Below are 13,048 nucleotides of genomic sequence, written 5' to 3' on the forward strand. Positions count from 1 at the left end.
GATCTGAGTGGCGCTCTCCTGGCCTGAGCTCAGTCGACCAGTCTCAGTTCGACGCGATATCGCTCCTTCACATCCCTTACGAAATCTGTTCGCCCTACGGCGGGGAGCGACCGATGCCACCATTGATGATCGCCAGGCCGAATGAGCGGGCCGTCCGCCAGAACCGCCCTGAACCGCTCGTCAATTTCGGCAAGCTCGGCCGTGAACCAAGAGAACTCGGGGAGTGACCGCACTTTTGAGTCCTCTGTAACGCGCTGGAGCAGGTCACGAACAGATAGATCGTTCAAGTACTCCGAGACGTCCAGATCGTAACCGTCCGCACATTCATCAACCATCGCTTCCCAACTTCGCAAAGCTTGCCCAGGAAGCATTGCGACCGTCCATCCGGTCTCGCTTGCGATCCGCCGAAAGTGGTCAGCCAGGGATCCTTCACGGATCACTTGAATTGCTCCTCTTCCTTACCCACCAGAGCGAAAAGGGAATCCATCAATCAATTCGACAGCAAGCCAATGCCCGCGAGCATCGGCGAAACCCCTGGCATCCTGCCCGAATTTGTTTTTCAGCTTCGGATCCGCTCCTCGGGCCAGCAGAAATGCCGTTGTGTCCACGTGCAGCGGCTCACTCGACTGCAGCGCCCCATCCGCCTCCGTGTCGATCGCATGATGAAGCAGCGGAAAACCACGGTAAATTTCGTTCACATCTGCACCGGAAGTCAAGAGCTGCCGAAGACGAGGAAGGTCTTCGTGCTCGACAGCGCTCCTGACATCCGTCCATTCGTCTGGCGTTTCAGCCACCGTCACCGCACCCGCCGCGCCCCCGCCGAAGGCACCGCCGCGAAAACCCGAGGCGTGACGAACCCGGCGGAGGCGAACGCCTCCTCCACCGCTTTGCCGACTCGTTCCGCGTCGCCCGCCTCCACCAGCACGATGGCCGAGCCGCCGAAGCCGCCGCCCGTCATGCGGGCGCCCAGGGCGCCGGCGTCCAACGCGGCCTCGACCACCAGGTCGAGCTCCGGGCAGGAGATCCTGAAGTCGTCGCGGAGGGAGGCGTGGCCCTCGGTGAGGATGGGGCCGATGGCGCGGGTGTCGCCGCCCGATTTCAGCAGGCCCACGACGCGCTCGACGCGGTGGTCCTCCGTCACCACGTGGCGTACCAGGCGCTGTACCTCGTCATCGCCGCCCGCGTCGGCCAGCTGGGCCAGCGCCGCGTCGAGGTTCTCGTACGCCACGTCCCGCAGCGCGTCCACGCCCAGCAGTTCCGCGCCCCGTTCGCAGCCCGCCCGGCGCTTGCCGTACTCGCCCTCGCTGTGGGAGTGCTTGACCTGGGTGTCCATGACCAGGAGGCGCATGCCCTCGGCCGCCAGGTCGAAGGGGATCTGGTCCTGGGAGAGGTCCCGCGTGTCCAGGAAGAGAGCGTGGCCTGCGGTGCAGCACGCCGAGGCTGTTTGATCCATGATGCCGGTGGGAGCGCCTACGTACACGTTCTCCGCGCGCTGGCACAGGCGGGCCAACTGCCAGCGTTCCAGGCCCAGTTCGTACAGGTCGTTCAGGGCCAGGGCGACCACGACCTCCAGCGCCGCCGACGACGACAGGCCCGCGCCCGTCGGTACCGTCGAGGTCAAGTGGATGTCCGCGCCCGACGACACCGACGTGTGGCCCGCGTCCACCAGCGCCCAGATCACGCCCGCCGGGTACGCCGTCCAGTTCTTGTCCGACTCCGGCAGCAGGGCGTCGACGCGTAGTTCAACCACCCCGCCCTCGATGTCCGACGAGTGCAGGCGCACGACGCCGTCCGTGCGGCGGGAGACCGCTGCCAGTGCCGTGTGCGGGAGGGCGAAGGGCATGACGAAACCGTCGTTGTAGTCGGTGTGTTCGCCGATCAGGTTGACCCGGCCGGGCGCCGCCCACACTCCCTCCGGTGCCGATCCGTACAGCCCCTCGAAAACCTCGGCGACATCCGCAGTCGTCATGCCCTCTACCTCTGACCTCTCGTACGTTCCAGGCCTGTCGTACGTTCCAGACCTGCTACTTGCTGTGCCGCTGCGCGAACTCCCACGCGTCCGCGACGATTCCCGCCAGGTCGGCCCGGGTCGGGTTCCAGCCGAGGCGGGTTCGGGCCCGGTCGGCGGAGGCGACCAGGACCGCCGGGTCGCCGCCCCTGCGCGGGGCCACGACCTCCGGGATGGGGTGCCCGGTGACCCGCCGCACCGTCTCGACGACCTCGCGGACCGAGAAGCCCTCGCCGTTGCCGAGGTTGCAGATCAGGTGTTCGCCTGCCGTCGCGGCCGTGAGGGCCAGCAGGTGGGCGTCCGCCAGGTCCGCGACGTGGATGTAGTCCCGTACGCAGGTGCCGTCGGGGGTCGGGTAGTCCTCGCCGTAGATCGAGATCGCGTCCCGCTTGCCCTGGGCGACCTGGAGCACGAGGGGGATCAGGTGGGACTCGGGGTCGTGGCGCTCGCCCTGGGTGGCGTAGGCGCCGGCGACGTTGAAGTAGCGGAGGGAGACCGCCGCCAGGCCGTGGGCCGTCGCCTCGCTCGTGATCATGTGGTCGACGGCCAGCTTCGAGGCGCCGTAGGGGTTCGTCGGGGACGTGCGGGCCGTTTCGACGATCGGGGTCGTCTCCGGCTCGCCGTATGTCGCGGCCGTGGACGAGAAGACCAGCTTGCGTACGCCGGCCTCGCGCATCGCCGTGAGCAGGGCCATCGAGCCGCCGACGTTGTTGTCCCAGTACTTCTCGGGCTTGACGACCGACTCGCCGACCTGGGAGGAGGCCGCGAAGTGGAGCACCCCGTCGAAGGAGGAGTCCAGCCACTTGGCGGCGTCCTTGATGTCGCCCTCCACGAACGTGGCACCTGCCGGGACGCCCTCCCGGAAACCCGTCGAGAGGTTGTCGAGGACGACGACCTCGTGGCCGGCCTCCAGCAGGTGCTGGGCGACCACCCCGCCGACATAGCCCGCACCGCCGGTGACCAGGTACTTACCGCTCATCAACTCGCTACCTCTCGCAGTCGCTGGGCCGCGGATTCCGGCTGGATGTCGTTGATGAACACGCTCATCCCCGACTCGGAGCCCGCGAGGAACTTCAGCTTGCCGGAAGTACGGCGAATGGTGAAAAGCTCGAGGTGAAGCGCGAAGTCGTCACGGTTGACGCCCTCGAACTCCTCCAGCGTGCCGAACGGCGCCTGGTGCCAGGCCGAGATGTACGGCGTCGGCGGCTCACCCTCACCGAATATCCGGTCGAAGCGCCTCAAGAGTTCCAGGTAGACCTTGGGGAACTCTGTGCGCGCCTCCTCGTCGAGCCCCAGGAGGTCCGGCACGCGGCGGCGCGGGTACAGGTGCACCTCGTACGGCCAGTGGGCGGCGTACGGCACGAAGGCGACCCAGTGGTCGGTGGCCAGAACCAGTCGCTCGCCCGCCAGTTCCTTTTCGAGGATGTCGTCGAAGAGGTTCTCGCCGCCCGTCGCCTCCTTGTGCGCGGCCACCGAGCGAAGCATCAGTGCCGTACGGGGGGTGGTGAAGGGGTACGCGTAGATCTGGCCGTGGGGGTGTCCGAGGGTGACGCCGATCTCGGCGCCGCGGTTCTCGAAGCAGAACACCTGCTCGACGGCAGGGAGGTTCGACAGCTCCGACGTCCGGTCGGTCCACGCCTCCAGGACCAGTCGCGTCTGCTCCTCGGTGAGGTCGGCGAAGGACGAGTTGTGGTCGGAGGTGAAGCAGACCACCTCGCAGCGGCCGGAGTCGCCGGCCAGGGAGGGGAAACGGTTCTCGAAGACGACCACGTCGTACGACGAGTCCGGGATCTCGCTCAGCCGGTCGCCCTCGGTCGGGCAGAGGGGGCACTCGTCGGCCGGGGGGTGGTAGATGCGCCCCTGGCGGTGCGAGGCGATCGCCACCTCGTCGCCGAGCAGCGGGTCCCGGCGTACCTGGGACGTGGTGACCGTGCGCTCCAGGGGGCGTCGGTCCACCGCGTCGCGCACTGTGTCGTCGCGCAGGTCGTAGTAGATGAGCTCACGACCGTCGGCGAGCCTCGTCGAGGTCTTCTTCACGCCGGACTCTCCATCCGTACCAAAACCTAGCTTCAAACAGAACCGAACACATCAAATCATAAATCCACAACCATGGGTATCCCCCGGCGAGCCGTGAAACGTGAGCGGAGCCGGAGTTCACGGGAACTCCGGCTCCGCGGTCAGGAAGTGAGGTACCTGGTCAGAAGTCCGCTCCAGGAGACGAGTGCGGCTGGTGCTGCTGCACCGGCCCCGCCCGGTCCAGCAGGCCCGTACGGGCCGCCAGCGCCGCCGCCTCCAGCCTCGACCCCACCCCCAGCTTCATCAGCACCCGCTGCACATGCGTACGGGCCGTACTGGGCGCGATCCCCATGCCGGCCGCGATCAGCCGCGTGTCCTCGCCGTCGGCGACCCTGACCAGGACCTCGACCTCTCTCGGCGTGAGCATCTGGAGGAGGCGCTGGCCCTCGTCGTCGGGCTGGGCGGCGGGGTTGAGGAGTTCACTGAACGCGGCCTGGAGCAGCTGCGGCGAGACCGCCGCTTCGCCCGCCCTGGCCTTCATGATGGCGCGCTCGACGCCCTCGATCCGCTCGTCGTGACGTACGTACCCGGAAGCTCCCGCGGCGAAGGCGGCGGCGATGCCGCGCGGGCTGGGCACCGGGCCCAGCACCAGGACCGCCACCTGCGGACGCTCGCGCTTGATCCGCACCACCGGGTCGAACATGCCCGGCTCGGCCGGTGTCGCCGTGCCCAGCAGGCACACCTCCGGCGCGCGGGTGATCACCAGTTCCGCCGCGCCCGCGGCGGGCGCCGCCGCGGCGAGCACCCGGTGCCCGCGCAGCTTCAACGCCGAGGCAAGAGCCTCGGCGAGCAGTCGGTGGTCGTCGACCACCATCAGCCGCACTCCCATCGAGCCACCCCCCAGTCCCCCCAATGGTTGTCCCTTCTGGATGCCCATTGGTCCGCACGGACGGGAGCCCCCCGGCTCCCCCCGCTTTCTATGCCCCCGGAAGCTACACGCTTGTTCGACGTTGCGCTTCCCCTACTGGAGAGAAGTGCCCCGGATCGCCGAAAATCCTCTCATTCGAGGGTGATGAGTAGTACGTGCACGGCCCCGCCCCTGAGCAGGGACGGGGCCGTCAACGGCAGCGGTCGGCGATCAGTCGATCGTGTTCACTTCGTGCCGTACGCGATCGCCAGGTACCGCTTCTCCCCCGTGCTGGAGGGCTTGCGGGCGTAGACCTGGGACATGTAGAGGCGGCCGTCGGCGTAGACGATCTCGGCGTAGTCCGGCTGCATGCTGGCCTCGACGTCGCGCACCGCCTTCGTCGCCGGGTTCTCCATCAGCTTCGTCTGCGCGAAGGAGCCGCCGTCGATGCTGACGACCTGGCCGCCCTTGTCGTAGGGCGGGCTCTTGTACGCGATCACGTTGCCGTCGTCCATGGTCAGCGGGGTGATGGTGTAGCGGTCGCCGGCGTCGGCCCGCTGACCGTCCTGCTTGCCGGTGGCGAGGTCGAAGGCGACGATCTCGTTGGTCTTGCTGTACTCGCCGGTGCCGTCGTGGTCCTCGGTCGGGAGGTACAGCTTGTCGTTGCCGACGGCCAGCTTGGTGCAGTACTCGATCCTGGTGATGCCCTCGCACTCGGCGGCGTACCTGTCGCCGGGTGCCGAGATCTTCGTACGCAGCTGTCCCGACTTGTTGTCGATGGAGAAGAAGTCCGAGATCCCGCTGCCGTCGCCCGCGGCGCGGTTGACGTCGGCTGCCACGACCAGCGGGTTCGTCGACACGATGCTGGCGTCCTCGATGCCCTTGGCCATCGCGTACTCGGAGAGCACCTTGCCGGAGACCGGGTCGATCGTCTGGATGCCCAGCTGCCGGGCGCCGTACGTCCCGCACTTGCGCACCGCGACCAGTTTCTCGCCGCCGCCATAGCCCGCGTCGTAACAGGTGTCGGCCGGTTTCGGGGCCCACAGGGACTTGCCGGTGATGTCGAAGGCGGCGCCTCCGCTGGTGCTGCCGACAGCGATCGTGTTCGCGCTGATCGTCACATTGTCGAGGTTGATCGCCTGGTCGCCGGACTTGACCGTCCGCGTCCACAGTTCCTTGCCCGCGTCGAGGTCGATCGCCGCGACCTGGCTGCAGCCGTGCGAGGGCTTGTCCTTGGTCGGCATGGCGGGCTCGTACACGACCGCCGTCCGGTGGTCGGCGGTCGTGTGGCGGCTCGCCGCGCACACCGGGCCGGGCAGCGGGACCGTCCAGAGCTTGGTGCCCTTCACGGGGTCGTATCCGACGATCTCGGCCCGGCCGCTCTTGGCGTACACCGTGTCGGTGAGCCAGGAGCCGACGACGGTGATGCTGTTCTCGTCGGCGCCGACGGCGGGCTCGGGGATCTGGAAGAGGACCTTGGAGGCGGTGTTTGCGGGCGCCTTGTCGGCGCCCTCGCCGCCGTCGGTTCCCCCTGTGGTGCCGGCGGTGCCGGCGGTGCTGTTCTTGTCGTCGCTCTGCCCGCCGGCCTGGTCGTCCTTGGCGGAGGAGTACCAGACACCGCCCCCGATGATCAGCGCGATCGCGGCGACCGCAGAGACGATGATGACCGCCTGGGCGTTCAACTTCCTTTGCGGGGAAGGGGGTTGGGCTGGATAGACGGGTTGCGGCTGCTGCGGGTAACCGTACGGGGAGGGGGGCTGCTGCTGCTGGGCGTACGGGTTCGGGCCGCCCTGGGGATAGCCGTAGCCGGGAGGAGGCTGCGGGGGCTGGTTGGGCGGGGGCGGGGGCGGCGGCTGGGTCATGACGTGGGTACCTCGGGAGCGGAGAGAAAGAAGAGTGGGACAGGGAAAGGGCGTGTTACTTGCCGAAGGCGAGCATCAGCTTCTCCTTCAGCTCGTCCCTGCCGCTCAGCCGGGTGGTGGAGAGATAGAAGCGGCCGTCGACCCAGTCGTACGCCTTGGAGTAGAAGCCGTTCTCGACGTCGGCGGCGGCTGCCGGGTTCTTCAGCAGCGTCGTCGGGGTGTGGCTGCCGCCGGTGACAGGGATCGACACGACCTGACCGCCGGCGTCGTACGACGGCTCGACGTAGGCGATGAGCCGGCCGCCCTCGATCTTCAGCGGCAGCATGGACTCCGCGGCCGGTGACTTTACGCGCCACTTCTCCTTACCGGTGGCGAGGTTGATGGCGACGATCTCGTTGGCGCCGGTGGTCGCCTCGGTCGGCAGGTAGATGGTCTCCGCGTCGGTGACGACACCCTGGCAGCCCTGGAGGTCGCGTTCGAGGATCGCCCAGCCGCACACGGGGGCGAAGGACTCGTCGACGGAGACCTCGGACCGGAAGTTGCCGTCGGCCTTGAGCGTGGAGATGTTCCACGACTTCTTGTCCTTGTTGGTGAGGTAGAGGACGACAGGATCGACGGAGTACGTGCGCCCGACCGCCCAGCCCTTCGGAATGGGCCGGGTCCAGCGGGCCGCACCGGTCCTCGGGTCCAGCTCCTGCACCTCGTCGTGCTCGGTGGAGGTGGAGGCCCCGCAGGACGACACGACGATCAGCCTGGCGCCGCCCGCGAAGGCGGCGGGGAAGCAGGCGGCCCCGTACCTCACCTTGTCGAACAGCTTGGTGCCGGTGTTCAGGTCGTACGCCGTGCCGGACTGCGAGCGCCCGACCATCAGGGTCGTCCCGGTGAGCGTCAGCTCGACGCTGAGCGCACTGTCGAACAGCGCCCCGTCGGCGACCTCGCCGCTCCAGCCCTTCGCCCCGGTGTTCACGTCGAGCACCTGGAGCTTGTTGCACTTGGCGCGCTCGCTGGCCCCGCTCATAAAGGCGACCACGATCTTGTCGTCGGCCGACTTCTGCGGAGTGACGGCGCAGATCTTCTGCGGGAAGGTGATCGGCCCCCAGGCTGTGTCCCCGTTCCCGACGCGGAACGCGAACACCTCCTTGTACGCCGCCTTCACAGCCACCTTGTCGGTGATCCACATGCCGTTGGCGTCGGCACCGGAGGCGGGCGCGTCCGGCGCGTCCTTGGACCAGAGCACCTTCGACTCGCCGGCCTGGCGGCCCTCGTTCAGGTTGTCGGGGTCGGCGCCGGCTACGCCACCGCCGTCGTCGTCGCCGCCGCTGTCGTCACCAGGTTTGACGGGCCCGGAGGCGGGAGCGGAGAGGTCGGGTTCGGGGCCGGCTGCCGCGGGCTTCTTGTCGTCGCCACCACCGCTGGTCACGGCGTACACCGTGCCCCCGATGACGAGCAGCGCGGCGACGGCTGCCCCGAGCATCAGCGCGGGGCGCCCCTTGAAGCGGTTGCGGTTGCCGGAACCGCCGCCGGGCGGAAGCGGCGGCGGGGGCAGCGGGGCGCCGGGGAACTGAGGGGGCTGCTGACCGGGATAGCCGTATCCGGGGGCGGCGGGGGCGGGAGCGTACCCGTAGGGGCCGGGTTGGGCGCCGTACGGGCCGGACTGCTGGGCGTAGGGGCCGGGTTGCTGCGGAGGGCCGTAACCGGGCTGGGGCGCGGGCGGGGCCGGTGGCAGGGGCGGCGGACCCTGCGGGGGTGGCGGAGCCCCGTAGGGCACCGCCTGCGGTGCGCCCGGCGGCGGACCCTGGGGCACCTCCGGCGGCGGTCCGAAACCACCCTGGGACGGCCCCTGGGACGGCCCCTGGGGTGGTTGGCTGGGCGGCTGGGTCATCAGCGCGTTCCCCCTTCAGCTGATTTTTAGCCACGCCCTGAGGTGCGCGAAGGGAACGGATTCCCGCTCACCAAGGCTCACTCAGGGAGTTCTCAGAGGGCTCTTTCTACCACTCCGTGGCCATCCCACACCGGACCGTATCCGCCCCTGCCCACCTCTGTTCCCAAGGGCGAACCGGCCCGTGATGCCACTGTTATGCGCGTTCACGTGCCCTTCACGCCACGTCTGCGAGCTTCACGTTTCGCACGGCTTCGAACGCGTTCGACTATGCCTCGTCCGCGAGTTCCAGCCACCGCAGTTCCAAGTCGTCGCGTTCGCCGGAGAGTTCGCGCAGTTCGGCGTCGAGTTTGGCGACCTTCTCGAAGTCGGTTGCGTTGTCGGCGATTTGGGTGTGCAGCTTGCTCTCGCGCTCGGACATCTTGTCCAACTGCCGCTCGATCTTCTGCAGTTCCTTCTTGGCGGCACGGACGTCGGCGGCACTCTTCTCCGCGCCGGCTTTGGGGGCGGCGGGGCCGGCCTGGATCGCAGCCGCGGCAACCTCCTCCATCCGCCGACGCCGCTCCAGGTACTCGTCGATGCCACGCGGCAGCATGCGGAGGGCGGCGTCGCCGAGAAGGGCGAAGACGCGGTCGGTGGTGCGCTCGATGAAGAACCGGTCGTGGGAGATGACGACCATGGAGCCGGGCCAGCCGTCGAGGAGGTCTTCGAGCTGGGTGAGGGTCTCGATGTCGAGGTCGTTGGTGGGCTCGTCGAGGAAGAGGACGTTGGGCTCGTCCATGAGGAGACGCAGGATCTGCAGCCGCCGCCGCTCACCACCGCTCAGGTCCCCCACCGGGGTCCACTGCTTCTCCTTCCCGAACCCGAACGTCTCGCACAGCTGCCCGGCGGTCAGCTCACGCCCCTTGCCGAGGTCGACGCGGTCCCGGATCTGCTGCACGGCCTCCAGTACCCGCAGGTTCGGGTCGAGCTCGCCGACCTCCTGGGAGAGATAGGCCAGCTTGACGGTCTTGCCGACGGCGACCCGCCCGGCGACGGGCTGTGTCTCGCCCCCGCTGCGGGCGGCCTCGGCCATGGCACGCAGCAGAGAGGTCTTGCCGGCGCCGTTCACCCCGACGAGGCCGATGCGGTCGCCGGGGCCCAGCTGCCAGGTGAGGTGCTTGAGCAGCACCTTGGGCCCGGCCTGCACGGTCACGTCCTCAAGGTCGAACACGGTCTTGCCGAGCCGGGTCGAGGCGAACTTCATCAGCTCGCTGCTGTCCCGGGGCGGCGGTACGTCGGCGATCAGCTCGTTGGCGGCCTCGACGCGGAAGCGCGGCTTGGACGTACGGGCGGGCGCCCCGCGCCGCAGCCAGGCCAGCTCCTTACGGACGAGGTTCTGCCGCTTGACCTCTTCGGTGGCGGCGATGCGCTCGCGTTCGGCGCGGGCGAAGACGTAGTCGGTGTAGCCGCCCTCGTACTCGTAGACATCGCCCTTCTGCACGTCCCACATGCTGGTGCAGACCTGGTCGAGGAACCACCGGTCGTGGGTGACGCAGACGAGCGCGGAGCGGCGCTCGCGCAGATGCCGGGCGAGCCAGGAGATGCCCTCGACGTCGAGGTGGTTGGTGGGCTCGTCGAGAACGATCAGGTCGGGATCGTCGATGAGCAGCTTGGCGAGCGCGATCCGACGCCGCTCACCACCGGAGAGGGGCCCGATGACGGTGTCCAGACCCTGCGGGAACCCGGGGAGGTCGAGTCCGCCGAACAACCCGGTGAGTACGTCCCTGATCTTGGAGTTTCCGGCCCACTCGTGGTCCGCCATGTCCCGGATGACCTCATGGCGGACGGTGGCGGCGGGGTCAAGGGAGTCGTGCTGGGTGAGTACGCCCAGACGCAGGCCCCCGGAGTGGGTGACACGCCCGGTGTCGGCCTCCTCCAGCTTGGCGAGCATCCGGATGAGGGTGGTCTTGCCGTCGCCATTACGACCCACGACCCCGATCCGGTCCCCCTCGGACACCCCGAGCGAGATCCCGTCGAGCAGGGCACGGGTCCCGTACACCTTGCTGACGTTCTCGACATTGACGAGGTTGACGGCCATTTTGCTCCTGAGGTGGGGTGGGTCGACCTTCCAGGGTAGTTGGTGGGGTGGGTGGGATTGGCGGGCGGATTCGCGGGGCCAGCGAAACGGCACCGTGGGTGTGGTCCCACGTGCGCTTCCGCCCCCGCGAACCCGACCAGGCACGCGGGCGGGCAGGCGGGCGGACAGGCAGGCAGGCGGGCCGGCAGGGACCGCGTCGGCCGACTCCACTCCGTCCTACCCGGCGAGGACGGCTGCGGGGACGGCGGCCTGCGCGTGCCGGGACAGCCGGGCGTCGCAAAGGCCGGTGAGCGTCGGCCGCGTACCGGCTCAGCAGTTCCGGCTGCACGGCGAGGCCGCCGAGCAGGGCCGCGCCACCGCGGCGCTCCGCGTCGCAGTCCTGGGATGCGATTCCTCCCAGGCGTGAACGCCTGGGGTTCCTCGCAAGATCATGCCGAACTCCGCCGGTCGAGCCCGGGACGCACCTTCGTCCGCTCCAGCCACGTGCCGTCGATGTCATGCGGCAGGCAGACGCGCCACATCGCCCATCGGCGGGTTGAGGCGAGCGAAGCCTTCCTGGCGTTGGTAGGGGAAGTACGGGTAGGCCGCTGGCCTGGTGCTCGCCTCGTTGAGTCTCGTCAGCTGGTCGGGAGTGAGCGTCCAGCCGACGGCGCCGAGGTTCTGGCGGAGCTGCTCCTCGTTGCGGGCGCCGATGATGACGGAGGAGACGGTTGGCCGCTGCAGCAGCCAGTTGATGGCGATCTGCGGAATTGCCTTGCCGGTCTCCTGCGCGATCTCGTCGAGGGCGTCGACCACGCGGTAGAGGTGTTCGTTCTCGACCGGCGGGCCGTAGTCCGCGGTGTGGTGCAGTCGGCTGCCGGCCGGCAGGGGCTGGTCGCGGCGGACCTTGCCGGTGAGCCGTCCCCAGCCGAGGGGGCTCCAGACGAGGGCTCCGAGGCCCTGATCCAGCCCGAGCGGCATCAGCTCCCATTCGTAGTCGCGGCCGATGAGGGAGTAGTAGACCTGGTGCGCGACGTAGCGCGGGTGGCCGTACCTCTCCGCGATCGAGAGGGACTTCATCGCCTGCCATCCGGAGAAGTTGGAGATGCCCAGGTAGCGGACCTTTCCCGCTCGTACGAGATCGTCGAGTGCGGACAGGGTCTCCTCGATCGGCGTGCCGGCGTCGAAGGCGTGCAGTTGGAACAGGTCGAGGTGGTCGGTGCCGAGCCGGCGCAGGGCGTCCTCGCACGCGGTGATCAGGCGCGACCGTGAGGAGCCCGCGTCGCCCGGGCCGTCGCCCATGGGCAGGCTGGTCTTGGTGGACACGATCACCTGGTCTCTGCGGCCTTTGATCGCTTCGCCCAGCACCTCCTCCGAGGCGCCGCCGGAGTAGACGTCGGCGGTGTCGAACATGGTGATCCCGGCGTCCAGGCAGATGTCCACGAGGCGGCGTGCTTCTCTCGCGTCGGTGTTGCCCCAGGCGCCGAACAGCGGTCCCTGGCCGCCGAAGGTGCCGGCGCCGAAGCTCAGTGCGGGGACCTTCAGGCCGGATGCACCCAGTCGCCTGTATTCCATGACTGTTCCCTTCCCTCTCGTTGCCCGACCCCACTAATGGCTCTACAGTTCCATTAGCGGTGGGCAGCAGCGTAGCAAGCCCCCGCCATTAATGAAACTGGAGTCCCTTTATGGAGTTCGAGGGTGCTGACCCGGGGACCGTCCGTCCTGGCGGGCGTACGGCGCGGGTGCGGGCGGCGGTGCTGCGGGCGGCCGGGGACGCCTTGGCCGAGCAGGGCTTCGCCCACCTGGACCTCGCCGACGTCGCGCGCCGTGCCGAGGTGGGCAAGACCACCGTCTACCGCCGCTGGGGAACGGTGACCAACCTGGTGGCCGACTTGCTGCTGGACATGGCGGAGCAGTCGCTGCCACGGACCGAGACCGGCTCGCTGCTCGGCGACCTCAAGGCCAACGCCCGGCTCGTGCAGAGCACCTTGGCCGACCCTCGGCAGGGATCACTGTTCAAGGCAGTGATCGCCGCCGCCACCTGCGAGGCGAAGACAGCCGAGGCCCTGCACCGCTTCTACGACATCCGCGTCAAGGAGTGGGCACCCTGCGTCCAGCAGGCCGTCGACCGGGGCGAGTTGCCTGAGGGCACCGATGTCCATGAGGTGATCCGCGCCGTCTCCGCCCCCCTCTACTACCGCCTGCTGACCACCGACGACCGCCTCGACGAAGCCGCAGCAGACCAGGCCGCCGAGGCCGCCGCAGCCGCAGCGCGCGCGGGAGCATACGTGCGGGGCGTGTGAGGTCCCCGTGGCCC

11 protein-coding genes are annotated in these 13,048 nt (G+C 68.9%); 1 reads left to right on the plus strand and 10 read right to left on the minus strand.

Features of this window, described 5'->3' with window-relative positions:
- Positions 1–29: 29 nt before the first annotated feature.
- The 10 genes from OG734_RS18230 to OG734_RS18275 form a co-directional block, all read right to left on the minus strand.
- Positions 30–440: a hypothetical protein gene (locus tag OG734_RS18230; RefSeq protein ID WP_330288558.1), complete on the minus strand. Its 411-nt coding sequence runs from the start codon at positions 438–440 to the stop codon at positions 30–32.
- A gap of 18 nt (positions 441–458) precedes the next feature.
- Positions 459–794 carry an ankyrin repeat domain-containing protein gene (locus OG734_RS18235; protein ID WP_330288559.1) on the minus strand — a complete coding sequence of 112 codons (336 nt, stop codon included), beginning with the start codon at positions 792–794 and terminating at the stop codon, positions 459–461.
- A gap of 2 nt (positions 795–796) precedes the next feature.
- Positions 797–1,969 carry a galactokinase gene (galK, locus tag OG734_RS18240; RefSeq protein WP_330288560.1) on the minus strand — a complete coding sequence of 391 codons (1,173 nt, stop codon included), beginning with the start codon at positions 1,967–1,969 and terminating at the stop codon, positions 797–799.
- Positions 1,970–2,024: 55 nt separating this feature from the next.
- Positions 2,025–2,987 carry a UDP-glucose 4-epimerase GalE gene (gene galE, locus OG734_RS18245; RefSeq protein ID WP_330288561.1) on the minus strand — a complete coding sequence of 321 codons (963 nt, stop codon included), beginning with the start codon at positions 2,985–2,987 and terminating at the stop codon, positions 2,025–2,027.
- Complete coding sequence (gene galT, locus OG734_RS18250; protein ID WP_330288562.1) at positions 2,987–4,045, minus strand: galactose-1-phosphate uridylyltransferase; 1,059 nt, start codon at positions 4,043–4,045, stop codon at positions 2,987–2,989. Before galT ends, galE begins: the two co-directional genes overlap by 1 nt.
- A 160-nt stretch (positions 4,046–4,205) precedes the next feature.
- On the minus strand, positions 4,206–4,913 hold the full coding sequence (locus OG734_RS18255; RefSeq protein WP_330288563.1) for a helix-turn-helix transcriptional regulator: 708 nt from the start codon (positions 4,911–4,913) through the stop codon (positions 4,206–4,208).
- 263 nt (positions 4,914–5,176) lie between these two features.
- Positions 5,177–6,793, minus strand: a complete 1,617-nt coding sequence (locus OG734_RS18260; RefSeq protein WP_330288564.1) for an outer membrane protein assembly factor BamB family protein — start codon at positions 6,791–6,793, stop codon at positions 5,177–5,179.
- A 55-nt stretch (positions 6,794–6,848) separates the two neighbouring features.
- Positions 6,849–8,675 (minus strand): outer membrane protein assembly factor BamB family protein, encoded by a 1,827-nt coding sequence (locus tag OG734_RS18265; RefSeq protein ID WP_330288565.1) that lies wholly within the window; start codon positions 8,673–8,675, stop codon positions 6,849–6,851.
- A 265-nt stretch (positions 8,676–8,940) separates the two neighbouring features.
- On the minus strand, positions 8,941–10,752 hold the full coding sequence (locus OG734_RS18270; RefSeq protein WP_330288566.1) for an ABC-F family ATP-binding cassette domain-containing protein: 1,812 nt from the start codon (positions 10,750–10,752) through the stop codon (positions 8,941–8,943).
- A 495-nt stretch (positions 10,753–11,247) separates the two neighbouring features.
- Entirely contained in the window at positions 11,248–12,306 is a 1,059-nt protein-coding gene (locus OG734_RS18275) for an aldo/keto reductase (protein WP_330288567.1), read from the minus strand.
- 110 nt (positions 12,307–12,416) lie between these two features.
- On the opposite strand from OG734_RS18275, the gene OG734_RS18280 reads away from it, so the two are divergent.
- On the plus strand, positions 12,417–13,034 hold the full coding sequence (locus tag OG734_RS18280; protein ID WP_330288568.1) for a TetR/AcrR family transcriptional regulator: 618 nt from the start codon (positions 12,417–12,419) through the stop codon (positions 13,032–13,034).
- Positions 13,035–13,048: the final 14 nt, after the last annotated feature.

Source organism: Streptomyces sp. NBC_00576 (genome assembly GCF_036345175.1).
Classification (GTDB): domain Bacteria; phylum Actinomycetota; class Actinomycetes; order Streptomycetales; family Streptomycetaceae; genus Streptomyces.

Coding starts and splice junctions, on each gene's coding strand:
- galK (WP_330288560.1), bottom strand. CDS start 1,969: ATGACGACTGCGGATGTCGCCGAGGTTTTCGAGGGGCTGTACGGATCG.
- galE (WP_330288561.1), bottom strand. CDS start 2,987: ATGAGCGGTAAGTACCTGGTCACCGGCGGTGCGGGCTATGTCGGCGGG.
- OG734_RS18255 (WP_330288563.1), bottom strand. CDS start 4,913: ATGGGAGTGCGGCTGATGGTGGTCGACGACCACCGACTGCTCGCCGAG.
- OG734_RS18260 (WP_330288564.1), bottom strand. CDS start 6,793: ATGACCCAGCCGCCGCCCCCGCCCCCGCCCAACCAGCCCCCGCAGCCT.
- OG734_RS18265 (WP_330288565.1), bottom strand. CDS start 8,675: ATGACCCAGCCGCCCAGCCAACCACCCCAGGGGCCGTCCCAGGGGCCG.
- OG734_RS18270 (WP_330288566.1), bottom strand. CDS start 10,752: ATGGCCGTCAACCTCGTCAATGTCGAGAACGTCAGCAAGGTGTACGGG.
- OG734_RS18275 (WP_330288567.1), bottom strand. CDS start 12,306: ATGGAATACAGGCGACTGGGTGCATCCGGCCTGAAGGTCCCCGCACTG.
- OG734_RS18280 (WP_330288568.1), top strand. CDS start 12,417: ATGGAGTTCGAGGGTGCTGACCCGGGGACCGTCCGTCCTGGCGGGCGT.